Consider the following 26491-nt stretch of genomic DNA (forward strand, 5'->3'; position numbering starts at 1 on the left):
CCAAACCGCTCGAATTTGCCATCACCTGGTGGACTTCGCCGCCAGGAGGATTGACCGGCCGAAGTCCCCACGGCAATCTACGACGCATGCAGTAGCTGGCCCTGCGCACCGTCCTGGCGAGCCCTTGAGTCCCCCCTGGATCACCCCATGATCCCCGTCGCCATGTTCTCCTCCTTGGCGGCCGAGTCCCGCGCCGAAACATGCTTTCGAGGCGGGAGCTTGTCGCTCCCGTGCCGAAAGCAGTTTTCTCAGCGGTAGCTGGCACACCGTCATCCGGCGGATCGTCCGCCCCAAGCCAGCCATTTTCTTCACTGGTCGTTGTCCTTAGCGCATCGACCTTTTCCAACCCCGTGGGGCATTCGCCCCTTGGGTGCGTCGTGCCCCCGTTTCCTTTTGGAGGCCACGATGCCGCGCACAAACCTTCAGCCGGTCACTCTCCGCACCGGCGACACGCCCCTACCGCCACGCGCCTTTCCTTATGTGGCGTACGCGGCGAACAACCCACAGGCAGTGGAACACCAACTCGATGCCAGCGCCGATGAGCCCATCGAGTGGACGGAAGAAGACATCGTCTTTCTCCATTGCCTGCTGCTCGACGAGTTGAACGGATTGGCGGACCCCGCCACGCCGCTCGAGGAAAAGCTCGACACCTTGCGCTGGGTCTTCACCGATCCGGACAAGGACGACAAACCTTTTTCCTTCGCCAGTTGCGTGCGCGTCGTCGGCTGCAGTCCGCTGTCGACTTACACCTATTGCGGCCTGGTCGATCTGGAAACCTTCCGTGAACTGCTGCTCTTCAACGTCCGGCGCTGGATGCGCGAATCGCTGAACCGCCTCCCCCCTGGGTGAGCGAAGCCCTCGCGCACAACCTTCAGTGGGCCTCCACGCGGCTGAGCAAGAACCCGCAGTGGATCAACGAGCAGATCAAACGCAAGACCGTGCAAGGAGACCTCTTCGTTTGAAAACAAACCCAACAACCCTTCTACGAGGGCCCTTTGCGGCCCTCTTTTGTTTCGAAGGAGACGTCATGACGACGTTGAAAGACATCCTTGCCCTGCTGGCCGTTCTGGCCTGCTACGGCATCGCCGGCCGCATGGACTACGACGACGCCCTGCGTCAGGAAGAGAGCATGCGCGGCAGTCACCTCGAAAGGCGTGTCTGCATCCATGACGCCTTCCCGAGCGCAGAAACGTCGCCGACGGACCGTGATGAATTGGCCGCGGCCGTACCGGATCGCGACTGTGAAAAGACACCTCTTTAGGAGCGTCTCATGCAACTACACATTCAAAGACAGATGCCCGTCGCGCAGAACCTGCTGCAGCGCGTGCGCGGCCTGACCGAGATCGAGTTCCTCGTCAAGGAAAGCGAAGTCCTCACCGGCTGCGCCGGGCGCGTCTTCGTGATCTCCGGCGCCGACCAACTGACGTACCGGGTGCATTGGCACCCCGCGATCATCGAAGTCGAACGCCTGGATGCCGACGGCACGGTTCTCGACACCCAGCACCTGCTGCCCAGCGACTTCGCGACGCATAGCGTCGTCGAGGCCTTGATGGCAGGTCAGCTTTATACGGAGCCGGTGCGCACCGCGCACTGACCATCCTTCATTCAACCCTTCGCGGGCCTGCTCCCGCGAGGGAAGCGGGCTCGCTTGCACTGACAGGAGCAAGTCATGGAATACGTCCAAGTCCGCATCAATGAAGACGGAACGCTGCGCAACCAGCGCTTCGCGTTCAGTGATCGGTTCACGCTGATCACCGAACTGCTTCAGAACGGGCGCCGCGCCGGCGCCACACTGATCGAGATCAGCCACGATCCGGTCTCACAGACCCTCCGGGTCATCGACGACGGCCACGGTATCGAAGACTTCAGTAAGTTGCTGACCTTCAACGAATCGGGTTGGGATGAAGCCTTGCAGGCTGAAGAACACCCCTTCGGCGCGGGCTTCTCGCGGTGCCTGTACGCATCGACGCGCGGCATCGTCACCTCGCGCGGCAAGCGCATCGACTTCGATACCGCAAGCGCCTTGTCGAAGGCACCCATCGGCGTCGAGGAGGTCGGTGACGAGCGCAGCGCGGGCACGCGCATCGAGCTCCACGGTGTGGATCTGCCGGATCTGGCCTCCCGCATCGAGGAGCTGTGCAAGGGATTTCCCGTACCGATCGAATTCAACGGCAGGCCGGTGCCTCGCACCCACGCCCTCACCGAGTTGCGGCCGCTTTCGACGCCGGTCGGAGACATCCACCTCATCGGCACGCACAGCGGCCGCTTCGCAACGGGGATCGTGGCCTACCTCCAGGGATTCCGCGTGATGACGCTACCGAACTACGTCATCTACGACGAGGCGCCGAACGTGGTCCACCTGGACTCGCAGGCGTTTCTCGCACGCCTGCCCGACCGGGACAAGCTGATCGACGCGGATGTCCAGGAGCTGAAAATCAGGGAACAGGTCCGGATGGCATGGCGCGAAGCGCTGGCGCATCGCAAGGCACAGTTGGCGTCCGCCGAGTTCGTCGAGGACTTCTACGGGGTCATGCGGTTTCATCGCCACCTCGACCTGCTCAACGATGCCGCGGCACTCCCGCGACAGCTCTGCGAGCTCGCTGCGGACTATCCCGTGCAATCACGCTCGCCTTATGGGAGTTACCTGAAGCAGCCCGCCATGCCGCTGCGCCGTGCCCAGGTCGAGGAAGGACAGGTGAAACTGGTCAAGCTCGATTGGGTGGATGGCACCAACAGCGCGAAATGGATGCTGGCTCGGGCCAAGGGCTATGTCGTGCTCACTGGCGATCAGTTGGACGACGGGCATTGGGTTCACCCCTATGTCATGGACTTGAACGAGCAAGCGGTCGAGGTGACGGTCACCAACCAGCGCGTCGATTCGTCCATCGAGACAGACTGGATCTCCGCCGAGGTCATCCTGTGCGACGAAGTTTCGGTACGCATCGGCGACGACACGGTCACGCTGACCGACGAAGGGCTGTACCACGACGGGCGTTTCTACATCCCGAATGGCGAGCACTCGGGTCGCGTGGTTCGGCAATGCGCTTCCTATGTGGACGGGAATGACAGGCTCTACGAATCAGATCGGGATGCCGACATGGCCTCGCTCGAACACCTGATCCGCCGCCTTCGCATGACCGATCCGGTCGAGGCGATGCGTTCGCTGCTCAGAGACCTGCAGTCAAACCGCTATCCGTGCCTGCACGGGCAGACCTTCCAGGTCCGTATCGAGCAGGAGGCGGATGAGCACTCGGTCGAACTGATCGTGTGAATCAGGCGTTGCGGCGGAGGTGACACACCCGCTTCCGTAGCGCCATTTTTGGGGAGATGCGTGCAAGTGCGCACGCCGCCCCATCCTCGACGGCGGCCATTCGGCCCCGTTCATCGCCCGCATGTCCGTCAGCCACGACGTCGACGTGCGTCTTGCCCAGCCCCGCATCCGAGCCGGCTCGCCTCTGCGATCCGGCCCTGCGCCTGGGCGTTTCTTCATGGAGATCGCCATGACAAACGAAGAGTATCAGCGTCGCATCGACGACGCGAAGGCACGGGCCCATGGCCGCTGGCCAGAGATCCTGCTGCACCTGGGACTGGAATCCCGGATGATCAAGAAGCGCGTCAACATGCCCTGCCCCTTTTGCGGTGGCCGCGATCGCTTCCAGTTCACCGACAAGTTCGGCGAGGGCAACTATTTCTGCCGCAGTTGCGGTTCCGGTGGCGGCTTTCAACTGGCGCAGCAGGCCAAAGGCATGGACTTCCACGAAGTCCTGGAGGCAGTGGAGCAATACTTGGGCCTCTATCCAAAGCCTGTCGCTTACCGTTCCAACGAGCCATCCGACGAGTACATGAGAAAGCTCGTGCGGCAGATATGGACCGAGTCGCAGCCGATCAGTCGCGGCGATGAGGTCGATCGCTACCTGACCTCGCGCGGCCTGGCGCTCCCCGAGTACCCTTCCGTGCTGCGTTTCCACCCGAGGCTGGCCTACTACCGCAAGGATGAGCACGGGAAGTCGCACAAGGTTGCCGAGTACGCCGCGATGGTGGCACGCATCGACGGTTCCGATGGGGAGATTCGGGCAGTAAACCGGATCTACCTGCCGAACGGCCGCAAGCTTGGGACCAACGACACCAAGAAGGTGCTCGGCTCCGGCATCGCCGGCCAGCCCGTCAAGCTGTTCGAGGCGACCGACGAGTTGGTGATCACCGAGGGCATCGAGAAGGGACTGGCGCTGCACCTCGCGACGCACAAGCCGGCATGGGCGATGCTCGGCGCGGGTAATTTCGAGCAGCTCGTGATTCCCGACACCGTGACCAAGCTTTGGATCTACGGCGACAACGATGCTGATGGCGATTTCACGGGGCAATACTTCGCTTTTTCACTCGCCAGGCGTGCCAGACGAGAGCAAAAAGAAGGCGTCCGGCGTGAGGTTCAGGTGTTCATACCGAAATGTCCGGGCACCGACTGGTCGGACATCTGGTTCCGTCGCTGGCAAGCACTGCTTGCAGAGGCGCGGCGAGCCCAGCCGCGGCAGGCCAGGCGGCGGGATGCCGAAGTACGGCAAGTCGCTTGACGGCCTTGAAGGGGATGCAGCATCACGCTGCATCCGCCTTTTCAGTGGCATCCCCACAGGAGATGCCAGCGAAAAGATTCTTCCCCGGGAGCCTCGCTCCCTTGGTAGCTGCCACACCAGCCACGCCTCTGGCGTGACGCAGGCAGCCTTGAAGCCCAAGCGCGATACCTTCGCGCCGTCATCGGGCCGGCCATTCGGCCGGCCTTCATCAACCCGTGCGGGGATGCGCTCCCCGTCTGGGGTCGGCCGTCCCCGCTTTTCATTTCCGAATGGAGATTCTCATGAAAAGTGGACGTTCCCTCTCCGCCTTGGCCCAGGAACTGGATCGCCAACTCAACAGCAAGAAGGACTACGTTGTCCCTTCCACGCTCGTGCACCACACGACACGCGAAGACGGCGACACCGTGCTGGAGATCGAAGCGCCGGAAACGCCGGCGCCCTTCGAAGTCACCCCGCTGGCACGCCGCCAGTTGGCCGACAAGCTGAAGATTCCGCTCGCCTACTTCGAGCGGATGCGCACGGAGCAACCCGCCCTGCTCGACCGCAACGTGAACACGTGGCTGCAGCAGGATGAAGCCCGCCCCATGCTGCGCACGCTTGATGGCCGAGTGCGCGCGGTGTTGTCGAACCGCTATCGCTGCCTCGACAACTTCGACCTTGCCGAAAGCGTTCTACCGATCCTGGGTCAGTTCAAGGACGGAAGCTTCGAATCGGTGGAGCTGACGGAAACACGGATGTACATCAAGTTCGTCCTGCCCCGCCTGCAATACGAGATGCAGGTCGGCGATGTGGTGCAGGCCGGCATCGTGGTCACCAACTCGGAAGTCGGCCTCGGCACGCTGGCCGTGCAGCCGCTGATCTACCGGCTGGTGTGCAGCAACGGCATGATCGCCGCCGATCAATCCATCCGCAAGACGCACCTCGGGCGCGCCCTGGGCAACGACGATGGACTGACGATCTTCCAGGAAGACACGCTCAAGGCCGACGACAAGGCCTTCTTCCTGCAGGTGCGTGACGTCGTCCGCTCGGCGCTGTCCGAAGACACCTTCACGAAGATCGCGCTGAAGATGCAGAAGACGATGGGCATCGAGCTCAAGGCCAGCCCCGTGAAAACGGTCGAGGTCCTGCGCCAGCGCTACACGCTGAGCGAGGAAGAAGGCGATGGCGTGCTCAACCACCTCATCAAGGGCGGCGACCTGTCCGGTTACGGCCTGGTCAACGCGGTGACGCGGTATAGCCAGGACGTGGCGGACTACGACCGAGCCACGGAATTCGAGGTCTTGGGCGGCAAGCTGATCGAGCTGTCCAACCGCGAATGGAAGGCTCTGGCCGAGACGGCTTGACCCGATAGACGGTGCTCGGCGAGGGAGGGATGAACCCTCTCACGCCCTGTCCAAGCATTTCAGGAGCAAAAAACATGGTAATACGACACTACCCCGACAAAGTCCGCGTCTACGTGGACATGGATGGCGTGATCGCCGACTTCGAGGGCGCCGCGCGGGCACATGCCATGGAGCCTTCACACTTCAAGCGGGTCGCAGGTGCCTTCCTCGACCTCGACCCGATCCCCGGAGCCGCCGAAGCCGTGGCTGCCCTGGATACGGCCGGCCACCTGGTCTTCGCATTGACCAAGATCCCGCGCAGCAATCCACACGCCGCCACCGAGAAGCTGCTGTGGGCCCGGCGGCATTTTCCGTCCCTTGATGACCGCATCATCATCACGCCCGACAAGGGCGCTGTCGGCACGGAGCAGGATTTCCTGGTGGATGACCATCCCGAATGGGCGAACGCGAGCAACTTCCCCGGCACGGTGATCGTCTTCACCGGGGACTGGGAGCAGACGATGCGCCAGATCATCCGACCGGCCTAGAAGCCCGCGTCACGGGCAAGTTTCGAGCTCGGACGATCTCAACTGACCAGCACACCGGAGGGGGTTGCCCCTTCGGTGCCTGCTGCCTGACGGCACCGCTTCGTGGGCGCCTTTTTTCATCGGGCAGAACGTCACTCATAGTAGGCACCCGCTTGATATCCCTCATTTGAAAATGCCGGTAATTCGGTCATGCTCCAAAATTGCCAGAACCGGCAATTGCCCCACGCTTGGCCGCATAGGCGTCGATTTCATGACAAGATAATGAGGTCTGTACGCAATAACCGCCGCCCACGTGTTTTGCGTATCGCCGCCAGCGGCGACCGTTGACCGCCCCGACGCCTACCGAATAGCCTCGATTCCAACGACGCATTCGCTTGGCGGCTCATCTTCCTGACGATGAAATTGGCATTCGACTGCGTGTCTTTTCAAAGACTGCGTGGAGAATGCGATGGGTCGACTCGAACTCTCGCATGTGCAGATCGCGAATCTGAACATGCTCCTCTTGATCGCCGAATGCGTAAAGCGCGATCACGCGATCGCTTGCAGCCGATTCGGACTCGACGCAGACCAGGCTGAATTCCTCGCCACGCTGGCCTACCAGGAGATCCTGATGCTCGTGGCGCATCTCGGTGACGAGTGCCTGTTTCCGCCACGCACCGACCTGATCCAGGTGCTCTCCTGGCCGCCACAGCTCGCCAACGCGATGCTCCTGGCACACCCGCCCCAGCCGAGCCGACCGGCACGCCCGAACGAGGTCACGTCGCCCGTTTCGCCCCATCCCTGTGGCGAGCAACGATCCGAATGAACCACGAGCGCAATCTGCTTCACGCACAGCGCCACATCCGCGCGCTCGCCCTGGCGACCGAATGTGCGGAACTCGGCGCCCGGATTCGCACCATGCAACTGCTGACAGGCCTCTCGCCCAGCCAGTTGCAGCACCTCTTCCGCCACCCCTTGAGCGGCCCACGCCGTGGGCGCCACCCGGATTCTCGCGAGTGGTACCACACCGCCAATTTGCTGTGCCGCACCGAGGCCTCGATCGTCGTGGTGCTCTTCCGGCGCTTGGCCGCCCGCGGCATCGATCCCCCCAACGCCCTGATCGCCGCCTACCGCCACTACGCCGCGGCCTGCAAGACAGCGCCCCGCATCACCTTCGACCGCGCTTTCGATCTCGTCGCCCACACGACGGGCCGCTGGTTCGTCACGGGTCGCAGCTTCTCGGTGTTCACCTGCCCCGAATGCCAGAGCGAATACCTGACCAGCCTCAGTCTCGCGCCGATGACCAACCACGAATGCCCTTTCTGCAAGCTGCTCAAGCGCTATACGAAGGATCCGCGCATCCAGGCGAGCTATCCCGTGCGTCCACTGCCCTGCGTCGCCCAGATGTTGTGGATCAGGTCGCTCTGGTACGAACCCGTGGGCAATCAGCCAGTGGCGAATTCGAGCTGATCAGCCGGTAATTTCAAGTGGGCAGCCAGGGCTGCGAAACGCACGATGTGGTTTCCCATGTTGTGAGCGTCCAGCCCGATGTCCGTCGATTCGACCAGCCCGCCCTCCGGCAACGGAGCGCATTCCCCAGCGTTTCGTTATCCGTCCGTCGACCCGGGCATCCCCGCACTCGAGATCGACGCGCTGCTCGACGCGCATCACGAGCTGATCGACCGGATCAAGCTGTGCTTCGGGATGGATCGCGCCGATTTCGAGCAGTCGGTGCGTCCGCTGCTTCGGCGCTACGCCGGCTTCGTTCACCTGCTGCCCTGCACCGCCGACAACTACTTCAACGCCCCCGGCGGCCTGCTTCGCATCGGCCTGGAGACCGCGTTCTACGCACTCCAGGGCACCGATGCCCACATCTTTTCCGGGCGGGCCACCATCACCGAGCGGCGCAACCTCGAACCACGTTGGCGCCAGGCCACCTTCATCGCGGGACTGTGCTGCGAGGTGCACCGCCCGCTCAGCCACCTCATCGTCACGGATGAGGCGGGCAACGAATGGTCGCCCTATCTCGGACCGCTGACCGACTGGCTCAAGGCTCACCACGTTGCGCGCTACTTCCTGAAGTGGCGGCCGAACGCGCTCGAAAGCCGATCGCTTGGACTGTTCGCACTGCCGCATGTCGTCGCTGCAGAGGTACTGCAGGATCTCGCCAGTGGCAACACGCAGATCGTCCCTCACCTGCTCGCCACGATCGCCGGCCTTCCGATCTACCGCGATCACAACGTGTTGGAGACCTTGGTTCGGCGTGCGCTGGCACTGGTCATCGACCGCTTCTTGCTGGCCAGCGCGGAGCGCTACGGGAAGCCCCAACTTGGCTCTCATCTCGAACGCTATCTCGTCGACGCGCTGCGCCGTCTGGTCACCGCCAATGCGAGCTGGACGCCGAATGCGGACAAGTCCCGGGTTTGGCACGGCACCGACGGCATGTTCCTCGTGTGGCCCAGCGCCGCCGACGATGTCCGCAAGCTGCTCGAGGCCGACCAGCTCCCCGGTATCCCGAAAGCGCCGGAGACGATCCTCGAAGTCCTGCTCACCGCCGGCGTGCTTTGCGCACAAGAAGGTGGAAAGGCAACCTGGCTCATTCATCCCCCCACCAGCAAGAGCCCGCTCGAAGCCGTCAAGCTCAGTGCGCCCGGCATCCTCTACGCCGAGTCGGACAAGATGCCGGAGTCCTTGCCGGCTTCCCTGTTGACGCCCCCGCGCCCCGCCGAACCATCGACGGCGCCCGGCTCAACCGAGGCCTCCCCAAACGTGCCCTCGCCCGCCAGACGCCGCATCCGCACGGCACCATCCGACACCGCCGAAGCGCCGGCAGAACCACAGTCCGCGCAACTGCCACTCAGTGCCGCGCCGCCCTCGCCATCACCTGACGAAGCCGGCGATACGACAAGCAACGCAGCGCAAACCACCGCCCAGCCAACAGCCGAGCCCCCCTCGTCGCCCCCCAAACTGCTGGCGCCGCTGCGCCTGCCTTTGACCGTCCGTGATGCGTTGCAGGACATCGTCGCGACGCTGGGCGGTGCAGAAGAGGGCTGGTGGGCCGCACTGCCGGCCGAGGATGGGCTGTTCATTCCCCTCGCTTCGCTGGCGACGCGCAAGCTGACGCCACCCGCCGCCATTCGCGCGATGAACGAGGCAGGGATGCTCGCCGCCCCCGTTCCGCTGACCCGCGCGTTCCAAGGCCAGGAAGTTGTCGGCATCCTGCTCGCTGCCCGTCATGTGCAGGGCATGCCGCAGGCTGCGACCGGCGGAGAGCATTGACATGCTGGCACGCGCTTACGAGATGCCTTGGCGACGTGCCTACGAGGTCTACGCGAGCACCACCTGGTTCGTCGCGCTCGTGGCCACGGTCATCGCGTCAGCGCTCACGCAAGTGCCGATGCAAGCATCCGTGCCAATGGCCTTCGCCTGCCTGAGCATGGCGGTGTGGCGGGCCGCCCAGGCTGCGCACATTATGGTGTTGCGCGCTGCGCTCACTGGACGGGCGATGCAGGTGATCGGCCCGGTCGAGCAGGAGAAGCTGACCGAGGATCCAGCACAGGTCTTTCTGGGCTTCGGATTTGACTGGTTGCCCCAGCACTCACAACGCCTGTACGAGCTTGCCAAGATCGACTACCGCCAGTACACGGCCTCCCCCGCCCTGCTCAATCTTCTTGGGTACAAGGTCACCCCCCAGCCGGATGCAGAGATCGGGCTGCCGTACATCCACGGGGTCGAGCCTCGGGAACGGGCGCTCTACCGGCCGCTGCAGAACTTCGAGGGCGGAACGCTGCTGGTGGGCACCACCCAGGCCGGCAAGGGTGTTGCGCTGTCGAACCTGGTCACCCAGGCCATCCGCCGCGGCGATGTCGTCATCGTCATCGACCCCAAGAACAGCCGGCGTCTGAAACGCGCGGCCATCCGGGCCTGTGAGCGCTACCGCGATGCGGACACGTTCATGGAATTCCATCCGGCGTTTCCGGAAACTGGTGTGCGGCTCGACTTCGCATTCAACTGGCAGAAGCCGACGGAACTTGCGTCCCGGATTCAATCCATCCTCCCACCCGATACCGCCGGTGCCTTCGGAGCATTCTCGTGGGATGCCGTCAACGTTGTCGTCCAAGGGCTCGTGGATCTGGAGGAGCGACCGAGCCTGGCCAAGCTGACCCGCTACATCGAGGGAGGCATCGAACCCGTGCTGGAGCAATCGTTGCGCCGCTTCTACGAGGCCGAGTTCCGCGACGGCTGGCGCGAGCACCCGGAGATGAAGCGCCTGCTCAATGAAGCCCACAAGGGCAATATCAAGCGGCCGTCCGAAGCGGCCACGGCCGACCTGATGGCTTTCGTGGCCTTCTACGAGCACCACGTGCCCCAGGGCCAGCGCAACAAGGTGATCGATTCGCAGGTACGGGTGTTCCGCCACAACAGGGAGCACTACCAGAAGATCACGGCCAACCTGCTGCCGATCCTGTCGATGCTGACCTCGGGCGATCTGGGACGCAGCCTGAGCCCGGATCCTTTCGACCCGGCGGACAAGCGGCCGATCATGAACTTCGAGAAGTTGGAGCGAGGCGGCCACGTGCTTTACATGTGCCTGGATTCGCTACCGGATCCCTCGGTCGCCTCCGCCATCGGCGCCCTCGCGCTGGCCGACCTCGCGGCCCGTGCCGGTATGCGCTACAACCTGGGCGGCTACCGCCGCATCTCGCTGTTCGTCGACGAAGTCAGCAACGTCATCAACCAGCCGCTGATCGAGATTCTGAACAAGGGCGCCGAAGGCGGCATCTTCACGACCTGCGCAATGCAGACGCTGGCGGATCTCGCCAAGCGGCTGGGCAGCGAAGACGCAGCCCGCATGGCGTTGGGCAATCTCAACAACCTCATTGCGCTCCGTTCGAAGGACCGGCCCACACAGGACTTCGTCGTCGAGACTTTCGGCAAGACGGCCATCCACTCGCTGCGCGTGGGCATGGGCCACGGCGCCGATGCCCATCTCGGCGACTTCTCGGCCAACTACTCGACCCAGATCACGGAGACCTTCGAGGAGATGATCCCGGCCGACGTGTTGGGCAAGCTGCCCAACCTGCAGTACTTCGCGTCGGTCTCGGGCGGGCGCATCATCAAAGGCCGCTTTCCGATCCTCGATACGGAAACGCCCTTCCCGGAACCGCGCCAGCGGCTGGCGGCATGATCCGCATCATCTCGATTGCAGCGCTGACCCTGCTGCTCATCTTCGTGCTGTACCTGCCGGCCGCCAATCCACCCGAACGGTTCACGGCCCAGATCCGCAACGAACACGAACTGAACGCGACTTTATGGGGCGAAGCCCGAGCCGAACGCATCCTCGATCGCACCTTGGCAATGAACAAGGCCCTGAGCGGCGCCAGCCCAGTGCCAAACGCCACCCATGCCCCGCAGACCGACCGCATGGCACAGGCCGTCGCCCAGGAAATGGAGCGAGTGAACCAGCGCTTCTTCGGCAACGCCTACTTCCGCTCGATCGATGCCCTGCTGCTGCTTGCCACCTTTCGCCTCGCCGCGCTGTACGAATGGCTGCCCGTACAGGCATTCGTGATCCTCGCCCTGGTGGTCGACGGTTTGATCGTACGCGTCCTGCGGTCCAAGGAGTTCAAGCCACATGACCCGGAATGGTTTGCCCTGCATGCCAGTGCCTTCGTCCTCCTTGTCTGCGGCAGTGTCGTGGCCTTCGTAGTGCCGCTGACCATCGCGCCGCCTCTCCTGGCGCTCGTGCCGGTCACAGGCTCACTCTTTCTGAGCCGTGTCATCGCCAACTTCCACCGCCAGGGCTGACATACCCGCAGCAATGGCGTTTTGTACGAGCATGACTTCAGCCAGCTCGAAGGCCCCAGCATCCCAGCCTCGCCACAGCAGCGTCACGTTGCTTCTCTCGAAGCGTTCTCCGATGGGCCGTCCGGCATTCCACCTCGCGCATCACCGCGGGATTTGACCGAGCCAGGGACACAGAACCGGAAAACGCTGCCCCAACGTCGCGAGCATCGCCGCCTGCCGGCTGAGCAGGCTCTCGATGTCTTCGGCGACTTCTCGCAGCCCAGCCTTCAAATGAAGCTCAACGACATCTCTGCTCACCGGCACGTGGCGGGGAAGCAGCAACAGCGAGGATTGGCTGACCCAATTGGGCAATTCGATCAGGTACGCCGCCCCGGTCAGCACCGCGATGTCGCCCAGCCCACGGTAGGCCTGCGGCACCTGCAAGATGAAGAACGTTTCAATCAGCCAGTGCCACGCCGGCGCATTGAGCCAATCCAGCGAAAGCCGCGCCCGCAATGGCAGTGACTCTCCAATCTCGCGTGCAATGTAAGCGGCACCAGCCAAGTGATGGCTGCCACCGCCGTTGCACACGAACAGCCTCCCATCCCATGCCTGAAGCATGAGCGTATCGGCACCTGGCGAGTGGATCAGACGAACCTCCCTGTGCCGGATCATCATCTCCAAACCGGCCGCGTCGACGGAAGCTTGCTCATACGCCACGTAGTCCCGACCGAAGTCCTGGACGCTATCAAAAACGCGGTCTTCCGATTGGCTGTTGCAGATCCCGTCGATCTCGGTGATATCGAAATCGAAGTCGGCAACCCTGGTCGCCACGGCGAGTGCGCCATGCGGATTGGTCACGCGCGACCGGCCGACCTGCCCTCCGATAAAGGTGCGCCCCCTGTAGATCGATCGGTCGATAGACGGCGAGTGCTGCGCAAGGTGATCCCACATCACGGTCGATCCCTTGAAGATGCCCGCCTTGCGTCCTGGTGGAAACGCCAGCCCCTCGATGCCCTGGAGCTGTCGAACTCGATTAGCCACGTTCCACCAATGCGCCGTACGCAACCTGACCATCGGTGGCGGAAGCTTCAGCCATTGGCGCCACGCAGGCCACGCCTGCGCCTGAAGCACGGCCGCCGGGACGCGCTCTGTGTTTTCGATTTTCGTTTGGTGGCTCGATGACTGGTCAGCGCCCCCCGTTTTCTCTGCAGTCGTATTTCCTGAAATCATGAGGTAGAGCCTGCCACTTCGAGCTGGCGATGACAATCGAATCCGACGGAATCCCCAGCGCAAATCCATTCTCCCGTCGCCGTGCCAACTCGCCCAGGACTACCTGCTCTGCACGAGCGGCCCGTGCATCGCCTTGGAGGTGCGCGCCGGTAGAGCCTTGTGGGGCCAGGCTCGCAACACGCTGGGTTTTCTCTCAGGCGCAGGCTTGGTCACGAGTCCCTTCCCTGCGTCGCTGCGGATAGCCAACCTCGCCCACACCCCTCGTCGACTGCGAAGACACCGGACTGTAAAGAAATCCCAGTGACGAATTCGCCATCAAAGCACCCGAATTCGACCGAGACCCGAGGGAACTGCATCGGTACGCTTCTCCCCATGTCACATCGAGAGATCACCCGCATGCAACCGGTCACGAACACCCATTCCAGCGAGGCGCTTGCCGCTCAACCGAGCACCGGTGCGCCGGACACCGTCGAGACACGCTTGTGGATCGAGGAACACGCGTGGCTGTATGGCGTCCTCAAGAGCCCCGCGAACCAGGCACCCACCTTTCGTCTTCCCGATCTGATCAGTGCGTGCGTGACCGCCGTGCTGACACCGCCGGAGGGCTACCGGGCGTTGTTCGCATACCTCGGCACCCAACTCGTGCTGCGCGACCCTGCCACCGCCCGGCGCCGCGAGGCCATGTGGCGGGCCCAGTACGAGCAGTTGCAGGACGTACAACGCTCACCCGCCAACCAGCACCCCAACCCCAAGTTCCAGTTGGATCAGCTAACCACCGCGGCGGTTGCTTTGTGCCGCGAGGCCGACCCATCCGGCGCCTTGGTGCTCAAGTACGCCCGGCTGAACATGGCCAGTCGAGCGAAGCACCGTTCATCGGAAGCGAGCGCCTGACACGCCGCCCCACCCTCCAACCCACCCTCCAACCCACCCTCCAACCCACCCGCCTGAATCATCCCGCCTGCCCGACGCAGGCCGACCTGCTGCCCACTCTGGCCGGCTCACCGGCCCTACCAACCCTGGTCCTTCCGCCCCGTGCGGAAGGTGGTCTGGCTGTCGAGAGGTGATTCATGCCCCGCCCACTGCTCATTGCCGTTTGCCTGCTGTACGGCCTACCCGCCGGCGCACAAGCCTGCTGGAATGACGTCGCCCAACGCCACGGTGTCCCGGCAGATCTTCTCTATGCGGTGGCGAAAGTCGAGTCGAGCCTCGACCCGAAAGCGGTCAATCGTTCGCACTTCAACCGCACACGGTCGATCGACATCGGGCTGATGCAGATCAACAGCCGGCATCTGCCCAAGCTGGCCCAGCAGGGCATCACCGAAGCACGACTGTTCGAGCCCTGCACGAACCTCGACGTCGGCGCTCAGTTGCTCGCCGACCTCTTCGCCCGCAAGGGGCTCAGTTGGGACAGCGTTGGCGCCTACAACGCCGCCTGCACCGAACTGAAGGGTGACGCCTGTACCGAGGCAAGAGCACGCTATGCGTGGAAGGTGTACCGCCAACTGCCAGGCAACAAACCGGTGGCGCATCGCGCCCCAGCATCTCGTCAACTCGAGGTAGCTCCGGCTGCGCGCCCGACCATTCCTCTGCTTGCCGTGCGGGTGGCGCCATGAACGTTCGCCGGTCCGCCGCCCTCCTGCTCTGGCCATTTCCGATGATGGCCACGGCGTTCATGCTGTCCTCGTGCACACATCCGGCGATGCGCTCGACACAAGCGTCGTCCCTGCAGGTGTCGGCCCCCCAGATCGCACAGATGGGCTATGGCGCACAGGCCGATTTCATTCAGTGCGTGCCGCCGCAATGCCCGATACGCACACCCAAAACGCTCGGCGCGCCATTGATACCCGAAGCGCCAGTAACACCTGTTCCTGAAGCCGCGCCCTCGGCTGCGTCTGCACCCGTCCTCGAAGTCCCCCCTGGACCGAGCCGACAAGACAGCATCCCAAGCGCTCCAGAGCAACTGACCTGGAGCATGCCATTTGCCTTCGGCAGCGCCCAGCTCGGTGCGCAGGCCCAGTCCGTCCTGCGGCAGGTGATCGACGAACTGCCCCCCAGCTCGCGCATCACGATCGCCGGCCGCACCGACAGCAGCGGCCCCGCGGGCGTCAACGATGCACTGGCCCATGCGCGTGCCGAGGCGGTGCGAAAGCACTTGCTGCACGCGCGTCCTGATCTCGCTGGGGCAATGACACTGGATGCGCAGGGCAACTGCTGCTTTGCCGCATCCAACGACACCGCGACAGGACGTGCGCGCAACCGACGCGTCGAGATCCTCGCGGAACCTCCAGCGCCTCCGCCTTGAACGAGTCGTTCCCCAACGTCTCGCCCACCCCCCGATTTTCCACCCGCTCACGCCACCCGCCTTTCCCTCGCTCCGACCCGCGTCCGCAACCCGCTCATCGACCCGCTCCGACCCGTCCGCGACCCGTCTCTCGACGCTCATTTCAACGGAGGTCTTCCATGAGCACTGCAACGCTTGCGCCGTCCCGCCCGGACGTGCGTCGTCCCCTCGCCTTTCTCACCCTGCTCGCGATCAGCCTGCTCGGGCTGTTCGTGGCTTTCCCGAGCTATGCGCTCGACCTGGTGGGCTTCACGGGTATCACCGGCCCCCTCACGTCGGCATTGACGCAGATCTCCGCGCTCGGGCCGGGCATCAAGGCATTGGTCGGCTTTGTCGGCTTCGTCGTCGCATTGATCAGCCTCGCCGCCCTGCGCAACTTCGGGCCGGTGCTGTTCTATGTCGGTCTTGCCATCTTCGGTGCCGTGGGCCTCGTGATCGCCGGCGCGATCATGGGTGCGGTCATCTAAGCCGGTCTCGGATCCAGGGAGTCCGGCATGCGCACCGACACCTACATCCCGCGCCGTCTCGACGACGCCTGGAAGATCGGCTTCTGGGACGTCGATGTCGCTGCGCCCGCGATGTTCGCCTTCTTCATCGGCTACCTCTCCGGCACCAAGCTGGCCTTCGCGATCTGCATGACCGCAGGCATTGCCGTGTCGCGCTGGGTATCGAAGCTGAAGGCGGACAAGCACCCTTCGTTTGCCGTGCACTGGCTTTGGTGGAACCTGCCGAGCACGCCGCTGACGGCGCTCGCGGCCACGCCGCCCTCCCACATCCGCCGCATGGTCGGCTGAGCCGGGAGGACGCCCATGGACTTCGAACGGCTCAATACCGACCGCAAGGAACTCCAGCGCCGCAACCGCGGCCTGGGCCTGGCGGTGGGCGCCCTCGCGATTGGCCAGATCCTGACGCTGGTCGCCCTCCTCAACGTGCTGGGGTCGGAACGCACGGTGATCGTGCCACCGACCTTGAACAAATCGTTCTGGGTCACGGACGAGAAGGCCAGCGGTTCCTATCTCGAACAGATGGGCACCTTCGTCGCCTGGCTCGTGCTCGACGTGACCCCCGCAACGATCGACTGGAAGAAGGACGTCCTGCTCACCTACGTCGAGCCGTCGCAGTACGGCGAGCTCAAGTCGCGCCAGGAGGTCGAGGCCGAGCGCTTGAAGCGCATCAACGCCACGACTGCGCTCGCACTCGAACAGCTCGTGCCGAGCAGCACCGGCCAGAGCCTCGTGATTCGCGGCCGCCTGCGCACCCTGGTCAACGGTGTCGAAACCGCCAACGAACCGAAGGCCTACCTCGTCGAGTTCAGCTTCGGTGGCGCGCGCATGCACCTCAAGACATTCAAGGAGGTTCCCTATGGGACCCGCTGAACCGCGCGCCAACGCATTGCGCCTGGCGCTGGCACTCGCCCTCTCGGGCGGCATCCACAGCGCAAACGCCCTGCAGGTGATCGACACGAACGACGGTGCCTCGGTCGAGGCCATTCTGTCGATTCAAGAGCCGACCCGCATCCGCATCGAGGGCACGCCGATCACGGATGTGTTCGGGAACATCTACAGCAGCGGCTGCTCGACACCGCAGCCGACAGCGGCCCTGCCCGCCGGCATCGGGCCTGCGACAGGCCTGACTCCGCAAACGTCTGTGCCGATCTCGTCCTCGGTCAACCAGGCTGGCGAGATCGTGATCGAGTGCGATCGTGACAAGGGTGAGATCTACGTTCGCCCGGTCGGAGACGGCAAGAGGCCGATCAACCTTTTCGTGTCGTCGGCCAAGGGCACATACACGCTGCTGCTGCGCCGTGCCGACACGCCTGCCGACACGATCGTCATCCGCGACAAGGCGGCGCTGCAGCGGCGAGCCGACGCCACGGTACCACGGCCCGCGCCGGGCAGCGTCGCCAGTCATGTACGCAGCCTGAAGGCACTGCTCGTGGCAATGGCCACCGAACGCGTCCCCGCCGACATCCAGGTCGACGACGTCGCGCAAGCGATCACGCTGTGGCGCGAGGCGCGTTTCACGCTGGAGCGCACGTATCGCGGCCGCGGCCTGGTCGGCGAGCGCTACATGCTGCAGAACGTTAGCGAAGTCCCCATGGTGCTGACCGAGCAGGAGTTCGACCGCGAGGACGATGAGGCCGGCGGCGTCGCCGGGGTCGCCATCGAGCACCACAACCTGCGCCCGGGCGAGCGCACGCAGGTCTTCGTGATCCGTCGGGAGGTGCAGCCATGAGCGGCCACATCCCTCCCATGCGCGAACGCGCCAACAACGCGCTGCGCGGCGTGATTGAACGGCTCTCACCGCGCCAGCGCCAGTACGGTCTACTCGGACTGATCCTGGCAGGTGGCTTCGGCCTTCTCTGGCTGATCCTCGCGCTGACTTCGCCGCCGAGCCATCCGACCGATGTCGCCCAACGGCAGGACCAGCCCGGCAGCGTCACCAACATCGGCGTGATGCCGCCGGGCACACAGGTCAATCCTGTGGACCAGTGGGTGGGCACCGCAGGCCGACGGCTCGCGCAGTACGAATCGGAGCGCGATGAGCAGAGCCGTCTCAACAAGGAACGGTCGGCCTTCGAACAACGCACCATGCAGCGCTTTGCCGACCTTGAGCAAAAGCTCACGTCGGCAAGCCAGGCTGCTGCGGCGCCCGCTCCCACACCGCAACCTGCACCAGCCCCGCAGCCCGCACCCCAGCCCAGCTCGCAACCGTCGTTCACGACGATGCCACCGGCGAGCAGCCTGCCCGCGCGACCAGCCGGGCAGGACGGCAGCCAGTTCGGCATGCCGCCGGGAATGCCGGGCCAAGGCACCTCGCTCACGCCGCAGGCACCGCCGGAAGCCCCCCGCATTGCCCGCGTCTCCGTCACGCCACGCGAGCGCTCTGCAGAGAACGGCCAAGGCCCCTCCACCGGCCCGAAAGCGAACGCTGCTCCTGCGGAAAACGGGAAGGCCGACGAAGCCCGCACGGTCACGACCTTCCTCCCGGTGAGCCTGACGCGAGGAACCTTGTTGGGTGGCCTGGACGCACCCACCGGCGGCCAGTCTCAAAGCAACCCGCACCCCGTCCTCATTCGTCTTTCCGACAACTCGGTATTGCCCAACCGCATGCGCGGCGAGTACCGGGAGTGCTTCGTGATCGCAGCGGGCTACGGCGATATCAGTTCCGAGCGCGCCTATCTGCGCACTGAGTCCTTGTCTTGCGTCCGTGCCGACGGCGCCGCGCTCGAAGTCCGCATTCAGGGCACGGTCTACGGCGAAGACGGCAAGGTGGGCCTGCGCGGCCGCCTGGTCACCAAACAAGGGCAAATGCTCGCCAACGCCCTGCTCGCCGGCGTCGTGAGCGGCATCGGCCAGGGTCTGGCCACCTCATCGACCGAGTACAGCACCTCCGCGCTGGGAACGGTAGCCAGCGCCAACGGTGCCGAAGCCTACAAGGCTGGGTTGGGCACCGGCGTCGGCAAGGCCCTGGATCGCCTCGCCCAGTACTACATCAAGTTGGCCGAGAACACCTTTCCGGTCATCGAGGTGGACGCTGCCCGTGAAGTCGACGTGGTGATCACCAAGGGCGTGCGCATCGACACCCCTATGACGCCAGCCGCCACCGTCCGTGCCAACAGATCCCCTGCCAACCGCTACCTGGAGGTCGCTCATGATCCCGACTACTGAGGGCCGGCGCGCGGCCCCGTCCACGCCCCGTTCGTCCCCCATCCTTGCGGCTACCCGCAAGCGCATGGTCGTCACCGGCGCACTGCTCGCACTGCTGATCGCCCCTGGCCTTGCGATACAGGCCAACGCCGCACCCGACGAAACTGCGCGCCTGCGTACCGCGCTCGAGAAGGCTCACCCCGGCACTCGCTTTACCGACATCACGCCGGCCCCGGTCAAGGGTCTGTACGAGGTGTGGATGGAGGGCAACGTAGCCTACGTGCTCGCGAGCGAGCCGCGCTATTTCGTCTTCGGCAGGGTATTCGACACGCAAACCATGCGTGACCTGACGGGCCCAAAGCTCGCGCAACGCGCCCAGTCCGATCCGGCCAATGCCGCAGTGCCCCAAGCCATCGCCTTCGACCGACTGCCATTGCAGGACGCCATTCGCACCGTGCGCGGCAACGGCGCACGCAAGATCGCCGTGGTCAGCGACCCGGCCTGCCCGTACTGCAAACAACTCGAGGCCGAGTTGGCCGACATCGACAACGTCACGATCCACACTTTCCTCGTCCCCTTCCTGGGCGAGGCGCGGCCCATCGCCATCTGGTGCGCTACTGATCGTGAGGCCGCCTGGCATGACTGGATGGGCAAGGGCGATGCAAGCCGGCAGCATACCGGCGCCCCTTGCGCACACCCGATCACCCGCAACCTGGCAATGGCGCGCGGTATCGGCATTCAGGGCACCCCCACGTTGATCTGGGCCAACGGCGAGCGCACCGAAGGCTTCATCGACCGAGCCGCCATCGAGGCACGCCTGGCAGCGACAGGCGCGGGGAGCCGGCCATGACCGCCCCCCTTCGTACCGCAGCACTCCTGCTCCCGCTCGTTGTCGTCTTGTCCTTGAGCGGCTGCATGTCGATGTCCGGCCTGGGCGGCGACTCCAAGTACGCCTGCAAGGCCCCGGACGGCGTGACCTGCGACTCGGTTTCCGGCACGTATGCAAACGCAGTAGCCAACAACCTGCCGAGCCAGCGCAAGCGCCAAGCCTCGAGGAGCACCGATCAGGTAGAGCGCCAGGCCCAGCGGCCTGCCGCAGCACCCCGCGCCGGTCTGCCGCCAGCGGATGGATCGTCGTCTCAGGAAGCCGGTTCGGCGCTGCGTGCGCAAGCGCGCTACCTGCGCTTGTGGATCAAGCCCTGGGAAGATATCGACGGCGACCTCTATGACCAGGCCCACGTCTATGTCCAGATCGATCAGGGCCGCTGGCTGATCGATCACGTCCAGCAGCGCATCCGCGACGCCTACACACCTCTGCGCCCACCGCCGGCAGCGAGCAGCGCAGTGCCCGCGAACGACAGCACAACGCCCCGGAGCGAAACGACGCCCACCATCGCGCGGCCCTCGCCGCTGCTGCAGGGCCTCGGCACCGGGAACGCCACGGAGGTGCCGCGATGAAAGGCCACCACGCTGAATGGCGCCCGCCGCAGCTGCCCTTCGGGCTGGGCGTGTCCCCCGACAGCCCGGCCGAGCAGTTCGCCGCCTGGCTTCCGTACATGGGCTATCTCGAAGCCGAGAAGCTCTTCGCCAACCGCGACGGCATGGGCTTCATGCTCGAAGTGATGCCGCAGTCCGGCGCCGATGACCGGATGACCGAGGTGCTGGTGTCGCTCTATGCGAATTGCCCGGCCGGCACTGGCGTACAGCTCCACCTCTTCGCTTCGCCGCACATCCGGCCACAGCTTCGCCGCTACGCCAACCTGCGGGTGGAGGACGCGGACCAGCTTGAAAAGGCCCAGCACTGGGGCCGCCCGGCGCGCAACGAGAACCTGTTCCGGGCATTGGCGCGGCAGCGTGTCGGACATCTACTGGCTGGCGCCCAAAAATCCCTCACCGCCGGCTTCCACTACACGATCCGCGACTTTCGGCTGATGCTCTCGGTGTCCTTCCCAAGCGACCCGGACAACCTGAACAAGCGCGACGAACTGCTGGCACTACGCGACTCGATGGCGTCGACCCTGCGCTCGGCCTCGCTACCCAACCGCGTGTGCGACGCCGCCGATCTGATCAACTGGTGCGCGATTTTCACGAACCCGGATCGCCTCTCCAGCACCGATGCGCCCGATCTGAACTACGACGATGGGCGTGAGCTGCGCGACCAGATCGTTGACTTCGACACGATCCAGGATCCCCACCCCAGCGGCCTCACCTTTTGGAAGGAATCGAGCCCGGACGTACTCGAGGCGCGCTTCTACTCGATCAAGTCCTTCCCGGAGCGCTTCGCCTTGTGGCAGATGGGATCGCTGATCGGCGACCTGATGCAGCCGGCACTGCAGTACAGCGCGCCTTTCCTGCTGACCCTGGGCGTACACATCCTCGACCCGAACGCCACCAAGTCGGTGGTCACCGCCAACCACGTTCGCGCGACGCAAAACGCCAAATCGAAGATGGCCGACGTCATGCCGGACGTCCGGAAGAAGCTGGACGACTGGACCGCCGCCGCCGATGCGATCGACACCGGCGGGAACCTGGTCAGCATGTACCACCAGCTCGCGATCTTCTCGAAACCGGAGAAGGCGGCAGCGGCACACGAAGCGGCCAGTGCGATCTGGCGCGGTCGCGGCTTCACCTTGAACGCCGACGCCTACATGCACCGGCAGGCGCTGCTCGCCAGCTTGCCGATGACGCTGACCGAGCGTTTCCACAAGGATCTGGCCAAGATGCGCCGGGTCACGAGGAAGACGATGGCCAACGCCATCCACCTCGCGCCGCTGATTGCCGAATGGCGCGGCACGCGCACGCCGGCGCTGGTCTTCGGCGGGCGGCGCGGGCAGTTGATGACTTGCGATCTGTTCGACAACGATCTGGGCAACTACAACTTCGCCATTATTGGCGCGCCGGGCTCGGGCAAGTCCGTGCTGATGAATGAGATGGCGTGGTCGTATCGCGCCATCGGCGCCAAGGTCTGGATGCTCGACCTCGGCCGCTCCTTCGAGAAGCTGTGCCGCAAGGCGCGCGGGACGTACATCGAGTTCAAGCCCGACGTCGATCTCTGCCTCAACCCTTTTTCCATCGTTCAGGACATCAACGAGGACATCGACATGCTCGTGCCGGGCATCTCGAAAATGGCCTCGATGCAGCACTCGCTGGAGGAAGTTCAGTACAAGGCGATCTCGGCGATGGTGCTCAAGCTGTGGCGCGAGTACGGCCAGGATCTGACCATCACCGGCCTGCGTGATGCGTTCCGCACCGGCACCCTCGAAGAACTCGGCGCGGTCAACGATCAACGCATCAAAGACCTCGCGATCATGCTCAACCCCTACGCCAAGGGTGGGCAGTACGAGCGCTTCTTCGAAGGCCGGTCCAACGTCGACTTCTCGAACGACTTCATCGTCATCGAGAACGAGGAATTGAAGCGCCGCCCCGACCTGCACGCAGTGGTGAACATCCTGCTGCTGCACCAGATCACCGGCGAGATGTACCTGACCCGGAACCGGCGCAAGGTGCTCTTCATCGACGAGTTGAAGCAGCAACTCGGCGACATCGGAGCAGACGACCCCGTGAAGGCTGCGGTGGTCGAGGAAGCCGCCCGCCGCGCCCGGAAGTACGGCGGCGCACTCGGCACCGCGACGCAATCGGCCGACGACTACTACGGCTCGGCCCAGATGGAAGCCGCTTTCAACTGCTCCGACTGGGTCTTCCTGCTGCGCCAGAAGCCCGAATCCATCGAGATGCTGGACCGCAAGGGCAGGCTCACGATGGACGAGCCGAAGAAGCGCCTCTTGAACTCGCTGCGCACGGAAGCCGGCGCCTTCTCCGAGCTCTACATCTCCTCGCCGGTCGGCGAAGGTGTGGCGCGAAACATCCTCGACCCGGCCACGCACCTGCTGTTCTCGAACAAGCTGGAAGACAACGCGCCCATCGACGAGCTGCGCGCCCAGGGCTATTCCATCGACGAGGCCATCGCCACCTTGCTGCGCCAACGGGGGCATGCAGTATGACCCCGCGCATGCTTCTCATCGCCAATGCGCTCGTCAGCCTCATCGTCGCGGCCGGGGCACTACTCGCCTACGACCGGCAGGTGATCCGCCCGGCGCGAACCATCGGCGTCGTGGACCTCGCCGAGGTGTACCGCGTCAAGGAAGACGAATTCACGCGGCGCCTCACCGCGGCCCGCTCGGAAGAAGAACGCCAGTCCACGCTGCAGATGGCGCGCAGCTTCGCCCAGCGCCTGCCGGCTGCACTCGAAAGCCTGCCCGCCGAGTGCGGCTGCCTCGTGGTGCTGAAGGCATCCGTCGCCGGCCCCACCCCCTACACGGTCGACCTCACGGCGCGGCTGCGCCAGAAGGTGGAGGCCCCATGACCATCCTGCCCCTGCCCGAACTGCGTCAGCCCGCGCCGCGCCCACGTGGCATGGCACGGCTGCACCACGCCAGCGTGGATTTCCTGCAGCACATGCGCCGGCGCTGGTACTTCTATCTCCCGATCTTCGGGATCTGGGCGTTGGCCTACCTGCGCCTGTTCTTCGATGCGACACCGCGCGTACCGGTGCTCTTCAACTGGACGCCGAGCCTGCCCTACAAGGTCGCACTCCTGCATCCAGGTCAGCGCCCTCTGCACCGCGGCGAATTCATCGTCTTCTCGTTTGCCGGCGACGGTGTTCGCGACTACCCGGGGCTCGCGGGTCAGCCCTTCTTCAAGATCGTGCGCGGCATGCCTGGTGACACGGTAACGGTCCAAGGGCGTGAGGTGCGAATCAATGGCGAGCCGGTCGGCATCGCCAAGACGCACGCCTTCGACCGACGGTCGCTCGATCCGATCGCAGCCGGGGTCATTCCACCCGGCCACCTCTATGTGCAGGGCCTGAGTCCCGATTCATTCGATTCGCGCTATCGCCAATCCGGCCTCGTGCGGGTCGAGCAGGTGATCGGCGTCGTCGATCCGATTTTCTGAAGGGAGCAGCCATGTATCGACCTTCCCGCACCGCCCGTCTCATCCGCTTCTCGCTGCTCGTGGCCATCGCCGTGCTGTCCGCACTCATCGCACTGCTGGCGTTTTCGTCAGCCCAGGCGCAGACCAGCCCAGCGCGTGGAGCCATCACCGCCGAGGGCGACATGCCGATGCCCGATTTCCTAGCCCTGCTCCAGCAGATTGCGCCGGCCGCCGCCGAGGGCGCCAAGGTCTATCTCGGCGCGTTCCGCTTGCAGTGCGGCCGCACCCTGAGTACCGCCGAGTTGCGCCACGCGCTCGCCCGCGAGGGCGGCGACTCCGTATTGATGGGCCTGATCCGCGCCAGCCAGCAACAAGACCTGGCCGCCCGCAATCAGCTCGTGCGCCAGATCCGCTGCCCCGCCGGAGCTGCGCGATGAAGCCCCCAGTCACATCGCTCTTGCTGCTCATGGCAAGCGCCGCCCTGCTGCTGCCTCTCCCCTCGGCACACGCCCTCGACGCCGGCGTGATCGGCCCGACCTACGAGATCGCGGAGCCCCATCTGCTCAAGTTCATCGAGCAGCGCTTGCGCCAGAAGGAAGCCAGCGGAGAACTGCGCCGGTTGCAGGACGAAGCCCGCAAACGCGGCGTCGACACCGTGCGCCATCCCGAGCCGGTTTCCGGCGTCGCCACGACGCAGACCAGGCGCAGCTTCTACTACGACCCGACCTACACGCTCGACCGCAATGTCCAGGATGGCCAGGGCCGACTGATGTTTGCCGCCGGCACCCGCACCAACCCACTCGACATCGTGTCGCTGCCACGGCGCCTGCTGTTCTTCGATGCCCGTGACCCACGCCAGGTTGTCCAGGCACGTGCACTGATCGCCCAGTACGACGGCCGTGTGAAACCCATCCTCACGGGCGGCTCCTATCTCGACCTGATGAAGACCTGGCAACTGCCGGTGTACTACGACCAACTCGGCATGCTGACCAAACGCCTGGGCATCCGGCAGGTGCCGGCGCTGGTCTCGCAGGAAGGCAAGCGGCTGCGCATCGACGAACTGGAGGTCGCGCAATGACCTGGCTTCGTCTTCTTGTTGTGCTCTTCATGGGGCTTGCCGCGCTGCCGACGCAAGCCGCCGGTGCAGCCACCTGCGTCGGTCGCTTCCCCAACCCGATCACCGACATCTGCTGGTCGTGCATCCTGCCGCTGTCCATTGGCGGCGTCACGTTGGGCGATATGGGCGGCCAGGAAGACATTCCCAATCCGTCGAGCCCCCTGTGCAGTTGCGGCGTCAATCCCATCATCGGTTTGTCGATCGGCTTCTGGGAACCTGCGCGCCACGTCGAAGCAGTCAGGAAGCCCTTCTGCCTCGTGTCGCTGGGCGGCATCGACCTTGACCCGGGATTGCCGGCGCCGGAGGCTGCGCGCTTCACGCGCCCGGAAGCCGATGGGGACGGCGGCAGCTTCTATCAGGCGCACTTCTACATCAATCCCGTCATGTACTGGCTGGAAGTCGTCACCGACTTTCCTTGCTTGGAGCGGGGTTCGTTCGATCTGGCCTACATGACCGAGGTCGACCCGCTGTGGGCCGACGATGAACTGACGCTGATCCTCAATCCGGATGCGGTGCTGTTCGCCAATCCGGTGGCCGTGGCCGCGTGCGCCGCGGACTGCGTGGCCGCAACCGTCGGATTCGGCATCCGCGAGATGTTCTGGTGTGCCGGCTGCCAGGGCGGCGTCTTCCCCCTGGACGGACACGTGCCCTATCACCTGGGCGGCGTGCGCACCGCTGCGCTGCTGGCTCAGCGGCTGACCGCCAAGATGCACCGCGAATTGATCGCTTGGGGCTGGCACGGAACACCTGGGCTGTGCGGCCCCTACTTCCTGCCGGTCATGGACAAGACGGCCTACAAGACGCAGCTGACCTACCCCATTCCCAACACCGGCAAGGAAGGTGGCCGCTGCTGCCAGCCCTTCGGCCGCACCACGATCACCTGGGGTGCCGGCAAGGAATACCCGGTCAGGGGCGAAGACTTCGCGTTCATGCTGTTTCGCAAAAGGAACTGCTGTGTGGGCTACTGAACTTCTCACTGTCCGCCGGCATGTCCGGTCGGGAACCCTCGCAGCC

29 protein-coding genes are annotated in these 26491 nt (G+C 64.6%); 28 read left to right on the forward strand and 1 reads right to left on the reverse strand.

Translation table 11 applies throughout. From position 1 onward, the window contains the following. Positions 1–405 precede the first annotated feature (405 nt). The 12 genes from BA022_RS09215 (at position 406) to BA022_RS09270 (ending at position 12225) form a co-directional block, all read left to right on the forward strand. Complete coding sequence (locus tag BA022_RS09215) at positions 406–849, forward strand: hypothetical protein (RefSeq protein WP_228403799.1); 444 nt, start codon at positions 406–408, stop codon at positions 847–849. A 178-nt stretch (positions 850–1027) separates the two neighbouring features. Next, complete coding sequence (locus tag BA022_RS09220; protein ID WP_088887307.1) at positions 1028–1261, forward strand: hypothetical protein; 234 nt, start codon at positions 1028–1030, stop codon at positions 1259–1261. 9 nt (positions 1262–1270) lie between these two features. Continuing rightward, positions 1271–1594, forward strand: coding sequence for a hypothetical protein (locus tag BA022_RS09225; protein ID WP_228403801.1), 324 nt, complete (start codon positions 1271–1273; stop codon positions 1592–1594). Positions 1595–1669: 75 nt separating this feature from the next. Continuing rightward, positions 1670–3271, forward strand: coding sequence for an ATPase (locus tag BA022_RS09230; protein ID WP_088887309.1), 1602 nt, complete (start codon positions 1670–1672; stop codon positions 3269–3271). 229 nt (positions 3272–3500) lie between these two features. Further along, positions 3501–4568: a DUF7146 domain-containing protein gene (locus BA022_RS09235; protein WP_088888583.1), complete on the forward strand. Its 1068-nt coding sequence runs from the start codon at positions 3501–3503 to the stop codon at positions 4566–4568. A gap of 281 nt (positions 4569–4849) precedes the next feature. Beyond that, entirely contained in the window at positions 4850–5911 is a 1062-nt protein-coding gene (locus BA022_RS09240) for a DUF932 domain-containing protein (protein WP_088888584.1), read from the forward strand. 74 nt (positions 5912–5985) lie between these two features. Next, a complete protein-coding gene (locus BA022_RS09245; RefSeq protein WP_187306050.1) occupies positions 5986–6438 on the forward strand; it encodes a 5' nucleotidase, NT5C type in 453 nt (150 codons plus the stop codon). A 448-nt stretch (positions 6439–6886) separates the two neighbouring features. After that, the gene (locus tag BA022_RS09250) at positions 6887–7243 is read left to right on the forward strand and encodes a flagellar transcriptional regulator FlhD (RefSeq protein ID WP_088887311.1); all 357 of its coding nucleotides are present in this window, start codon (positions 6887–6889) and stop codon (positions 7241–7243) included. Then, positions 7240–7887: a FlhC family transcriptional regulator gene (locus BA022_RS09255; protein ID WP_088887312.1), complete on the forward strand. Its 648-nt coding sequence runs from the start codon at positions 7240–7242 to the stop codon at positions 7885–7887. The genes BA022_RS09250 and BA022_RS09255 overlap by 4 nt, the downstream gene beginning before the upstream one ends. A gap of 78 nt (positions 7888–7965) precedes the next feature. Continuing rightward, the gene (gene mobH / locus BA022_RS09260; protein ID WP_088887313.1) at positions 7966–9696 is read left to right on the forward strand and encodes a MobH family relaxase; all 1731 of its coding nucleotides are present in this window, start codon (positions 7966–7968) and stop codon (positions 9694–9696) included. Position 9697: 1 nt separating this feature from the next. Further along, positions 9698–11605, forward strand: coding sequence for a conjugative transfer system coupling protein TraD (gene traD, locus BA022_RS09265; RefSeq protein WP_088887314.1), 1908 nt, complete (start codon positions 9698–9700; stop codon positions 11603–11605). After that, on the forward strand, positions 11602–12225 hold the full coding sequence (locus BA022_RS09270) for an IncC plasmid conjugative DNA transfer DtrJ family protein (RefSeq protein ID WP_088887315.1): 624 nt from the start codon (positions 11602–11604) through the stop codon (positions 12223–12225). The genes traD and BA022_RS09270 overlap by 4 nt, the downstream gene beginning before the upstream one ends. A 141-nt stretch (positions 12226–12366) precedes the next feature. Here BA022_RS09270 and BA022_RS09275 read toward each other — a convergent pair whose 3' ends face one another. Then, the gene (locus BA022_RS09275; RefSeq protein WP_148665167.1) at positions 12367–13437 is read right to left on the reverse strand and encodes a DUF6685 family protein; all 1071 of its coding nucleotides are present in this window, start codon (positions 13435–13437) and stop codon (positions 12367–12369) included. Positions 13438–13833: 396 nt separating this feature from the next. Between BA022_RS09275 and BA022_RS09280 the strand changes: the two genes are divergently transcribed. From BA022_RS09280 to BA022_RS09355, 16 genes are all read left to right on the forward strand, one after another. After that, the gene (locus tag BA022_RS09280) at positions 13834–14328 is read left to right on the forward strand and encodes a hypothetical protein (RefSeq protein ID WP_088887317.1); all 495 of its coding nucleotides are present in this window, start codon (positions 13834–13836) and stop codon (positions 14326–14328) included. Between the two features lie 176 nt (positions 14329–14504). Then, positions 14505–15050, forward strand: a complete 546-nt coding sequence (locus BA022_RS09285) for a lytic transglycosylase domain-containing protein (protein WP_088887318.1) — start codon at positions 14505–14507, stop codon at positions 15048–15050. A gap of 359 nt (positions 15051–15409) precedes the next feature. Continuing rightward, positions 15410–15739: an OmpA family protein gene (locus BA022_RS19325; RefSeq protein ID WP_187306051.1), complete on the forward strand. Its 330-nt coding sequence runs from the start codon at positions 15410–15412 to the stop codon at positions 15737–15739. Between the two features lie 158 nt (positions 15740–15897). Further along, positions 15898–16245 carry a hypothetical protein gene (locus BA022_RS09295; RefSeq protein WP_088887320.1) on the forward strand — a complete coding sequence of 116 codons (348 nt, stop codon included), beginning with the start codon at positions 15898–15900 and terminating at the stop codon, positions 16243–16245. A gap of 27 nt (positions 16246–16272) precedes the next feature. Then, positions 16273–16572, forward strand: coding sequence for a type IV conjugative transfer system protein TraL (gene traL, locus BA022_RS09300; protein WP_088887321.1), 300 nt, complete (start codon positions 16273–16275; stop codon positions 16570–16572). A 15-nt stretch (positions 16573–16587) separates the two neighbouring features. Beyond that, positions 16588–17154: a type IV conjugative transfer system protein TraE gene (gene traE, locus BA022_RS09305; RefSeq protein ID WP_088887322.1), complete on the forward strand. Its 567-nt coding sequence runs from the start codon at positions 16588–16590 to the stop codon at positions 17152–17154. Further along, positions 17141–18013, forward strand: a complete 873-nt coding sequence (locus tag BA022_RS09310; protein ID WP_088887323.1) for a type-F conjugative transfer system secretin TraK — start codon at positions 17141–17143, stop codon at positions 18011–18013. The genes traE and BA022_RS09310 overlap by 14 nt, the downstream gene beginning before the upstream one ends. Next, positions 18010–19449 carry a TraB/VirB10 family protein gene (locus BA022_RS09315; RefSeq protein ID WP_088887324.1) on the forward strand — a complete coding sequence of 480 codons (1440 nt, stop codon included), beginning with the start codon at positions 18010–18012 and terminating at the stop codon, positions 19447–19449. Before BA022_RS09310 ends, BA022_RS09315 begins: the two co-directional genes overlap by 4 nt. Further along, complete coding sequence (locus BA022_RS09320) at positions 19433–20278, forward strand: DsbC family protein (protein ID WP_187306052.1); 846 nt, start codon at positions 19433–19435, stop codon at positions 20276–20278. Before BA022_RS09315 ends, BA022_RS09320 begins: the two co-directional genes overlap by 17 nt. Beyond that, entirely contained in the window at positions 20275–20886 is a 612-nt protein-coding gene (gene traV, locus BA022_RS09325; protein ID WP_088887326.1) for a type IV conjugative transfer system lipoprotein TraV, read from the forward strand. The genes BA022_RS09320 and traV overlap by 4 nt, the downstream gene beginning before the upstream one ends. Beyond that, positions 20883–23429, forward strand: a complete 2547-nt coding sequence (gene traC / locus BA022_RS09330; RefSeq protein WP_088887327.1) for a type IV secretion system protein TraC — start codon at positions 20883–20885, stop codon at positions 23427–23429. The genes traV and traC overlap by 4 nt, the downstream gene beginning before the upstream one ends. A gap of 8 nt (positions 23430–23437) precedes the next feature. Further along, positions 23438–23791: a hypothetical protein gene (locus BA022_RS09335; protein ID WP_228403803.1), complete on the forward strand. Its 354-nt coding sequence runs from the start codon at positions 23438–23440 to the stop codon at positions 23789–23791. Continuing rightward, positions 23788–24381 carry a conjugative transfer signal peptidase TraF gene (gene traF, locus BA022_RS09340; protein ID WP_228403805.1) on the forward strand — a complete coding sequence of 198 codons (594 nt, stop codon included), beginning with the start codon at positions 23788–23790 and terminating at the stop codon, positions 24379–24381. Before BA022_RS09335 ends, traF begins: the two co-directional genes overlap by 4 nt. Before the next feature lie 11 nt (positions 24382–24392). After that, on the forward strand, positions 24393–24797 hold the full coding sequence (locus tag BA022_RS09345; protein ID WP_088887329.1) for a hypothetical protein: 405 nt from the start codon (positions 24393–24395) through the stop codon (positions 24795–24797). Beyond that, a complete protein-coding gene (gene traW / locus BA022_RS09350) occupies positions 24794–25438 on the forward strand; it encodes a type-F conjugative transfer system protein TraW (RefSeq protein ID WP_088887330.1) in 645 nt (214 codons plus the stop codon). The genes BA022_RS09345 and traW overlap by 4 nt, the downstream gene beginning before the upstream one ends. After that, entirely contained in the window at positions 25435–26445 is a 1011-nt protein-coding gene (locus BA022_RS09355) for a TraU family protein (RefSeq protein ID WP_088887331.1), read from the forward strand. Before traW ends, BA022_RS09355 begins: the two co-directional genes overlap by 4 nt. Positions 26446–26491 lie beyond the last annotated feature (46 nt).

This window comes from Diaphorobacter nitroreducens (assembly GCF_002214645.1).
Lineage (GTDB): Bacteria > Pseudomonadota > Gammaproteobacteria > Burkholderiales > Burkholderiaceae_C > Diaphorobacter > Diaphorobacter nitroreducens.

What these genes read in the sequence shown, in the direction of transcription:
- BA022_RS09215 (WP_228403799.1), top strand. Translation starts at nt 406, where the DNA reads ATGCCGCGCACAAACCTTCAGCCGGTCACTCTCCGCACCGGCGACACG.
- BA022_RS09220 (WP_088887307.1), top strand. Translation starts at nt 1,028, where the DNA reads ATGACGACGTTGAAAGACATCCTTGCCCTGCTGGCCGTTCTGGCCTGC.
- BA022_RS09225 (WP_228403801.1), top strand. Translation starts at nt 1,271, where the DNA reads ATGCAACTACACATTCAAAGACAGATGCCCGTCGCGCAGAACCTGCTG.
- BA022_RS09230 (WP_088887309.1), top strand. Translation starts at nt 1,670, where the DNA reads ATGGAATACGTCCAAGTCCGCATCAATGAAGACGGAACGCTGCGCAAC.
- BA022_RS09235 (WP_088888583.1), top strand. Translation starts at nt 3,501, where the DNA reads ATGACAAACGAAGAGTATCAGCGTCGCATCGACGACGCGAAGGCACGG.
- BA022_RS09240 (WP_088888584.1), top strand. Translation starts at nt 4,850, where the DNA reads ATGAAAAGTGGACGTTCCCTCTCCGCCTTGGCCCAGGAACTGGATCGC.
- BA022_RS09245 (WP_187306050.1), top strand. Translation starts at nt 5,986, where the DNA reads ATGGTAATACGACACTACCCCGACAAAGTCCGCGTCTACGTGGACATG.
- BA022_RS09250 (WP_088887311.1), top strand. Translation starts at nt 6,887, where the DNA reads ATGGGTCGACTCGAACTCTCGCATGTGCAGATCGCGAATCTGAACATG.
- BA022_RS09255 (WP_088887312.1), top strand. Translation starts at nt 7,240, where the DNA reads ATGAACCACGAGCGCAATCTGCTTCACGCACAGCGCCACATCCGCGCG.
- mobH (WP_088887313.1), top strand. Translation starts at nt 7,966, where the DNA reads ATGTCCGTCGATTCGACCAGCCCGCCCTCCGGCAACGGAGCGCATTCC.
- traD (WP_088887314.1), top strand. Translation starts at nt 9,698, where the DNA reads ATGCTGGCACGCGCTTACGAGATGCCTTGGCGACGTGCCTACGAGGTC.
- BA022_RS09270 (WP_088887315.1), top strand. Translation starts at nt 11,602, where the DNA reads ATGATCCGCATCATCTCGATTGCAGCGCTGACCCTGCTGCTCATCTTC.
- BA022_RS09275 (WP_148665167.1), bottom strand. Translation starts at nt 13,437, where the DNA reads ATGATTTCAGGAAATACGACTGCAGAGAAAACGGGGGGCGCTGACCAG.
- BA022_RS09280 (WP_088887317.1), top strand. Translation starts at nt 13,834, where the DNA reads ATGCAACCGGTCACGAACACCCATTCCAGCGAGGCGCTTGCCGCTCAA.
- BA022_RS09285 (WP_088887318.1), top strand. Translation starts at nt 14,505, where the DNA reads ATGCCCCGCCCACTGCTCATTGCCGTTTGCCTGCTGTACGGCCTACCC.
- BA022_RS19325 (WP_187306051.1), top strand. Translation starts at nt 15,410, where the DNA reads ATGCCATTTGCCTTCGGCAGCGCCCAGCTCGGTGCGCAGGCCCAGTCC.
- BA022_RS09295 (WP_088887320.1), top strand. Translation starts at nt 15,898, where the DNA reads ATGAGCACTGCAACGCTTGCGCCGTCCCGCCCGGACGTGCGTCGTCCC.
- traL (WP_088887321.1), top strand. Translation starts at nt 16,273, where the DNA reads ATGCGCACCGACACCTACATCCCGCGCCGTCTCGACGACGCCTGGAAG.
- traE (WP_088887322.1), top strand. Translation starts at nt 16,588, where the DNA reads ATGGACTTCGAACGGCTCAATACCGACCGCAAGGAACTCCAGCGCCGC.
- BA022_RS09310 (WP_088887323.1), top strand. Translation starts at nt 17,141, where the DNA reads ATGGGACCCGCTGAACCGCGCGCCAACGCATTGCGCCTGGCGCTGGCA.
- BA022_RS09315 (WP_088887324.1), top strand. Translation starts at nt 18,010, where the DNA reads ATGAGCGGCCACATCCCTCCCATGCGCGAACGCGCCAACAACGCGCTG.
- BA022_RS09320 (WP_187306052.1), top strand. Translation starts at nt 19,433, where the DNA reads ATGATCCCGACTACTGAGGGCCGGCGCGCGGCCCCGTCCACGCCCCGT.
- traV (WP_088887326.1), top strand. Translation starts at nt 20,275, where the DNA reads ATGACCGCCCCCCTTCGTACCGCAGCACTCCTGCTCCCGCTCGTTGTC.
- traC (WP_088887327.1), top strand. Translation starts at nt 20,883, where the DNA reads ATGAAAGGCCACCACGCTGAATGGCGCCCGCCGCAGCTGCCCTTCGGG.
- BA022_RS09335 (WP_228403803.1), top strand. Translation starts at nt 23,438, where the DNA reads ATGCTTCTCATCGCCAATGCGCTCGTCAGCCTCATCGTCGCGGCCGGG.
- traF (WP_228403805.1), top strand. Translation starts at nt 23,788, where the DNA reads ATGACCATCCTGCCCCTGCCCGAACTGCGTCAGCCCGCGCCGCGCCCA.
- BA022_RS09345 (WP_088887329.1), top strand. Translation starts at nt 24,393, where the DNA reads ATGTATCGACCTTCCCGCACCGCCCGTCTCATCCGCTTCTCGCTGCTC.
- traW (WP_088887330.1), top strand. Translation starts at nt 24,794, where the DNA reads ATGAAGCCCCCAGTCACATCGCTCTTGCTGCTCATGGCAAGCGCCGCC.
- BA022_RS09355 (WP_088887331.1), top strand. Translation starts at nt 25,435, where the DNA reads ATGACCTGGCTTCGTCTTCTTGTTGTGCTCTTCATGGGGCTTGCCGCG.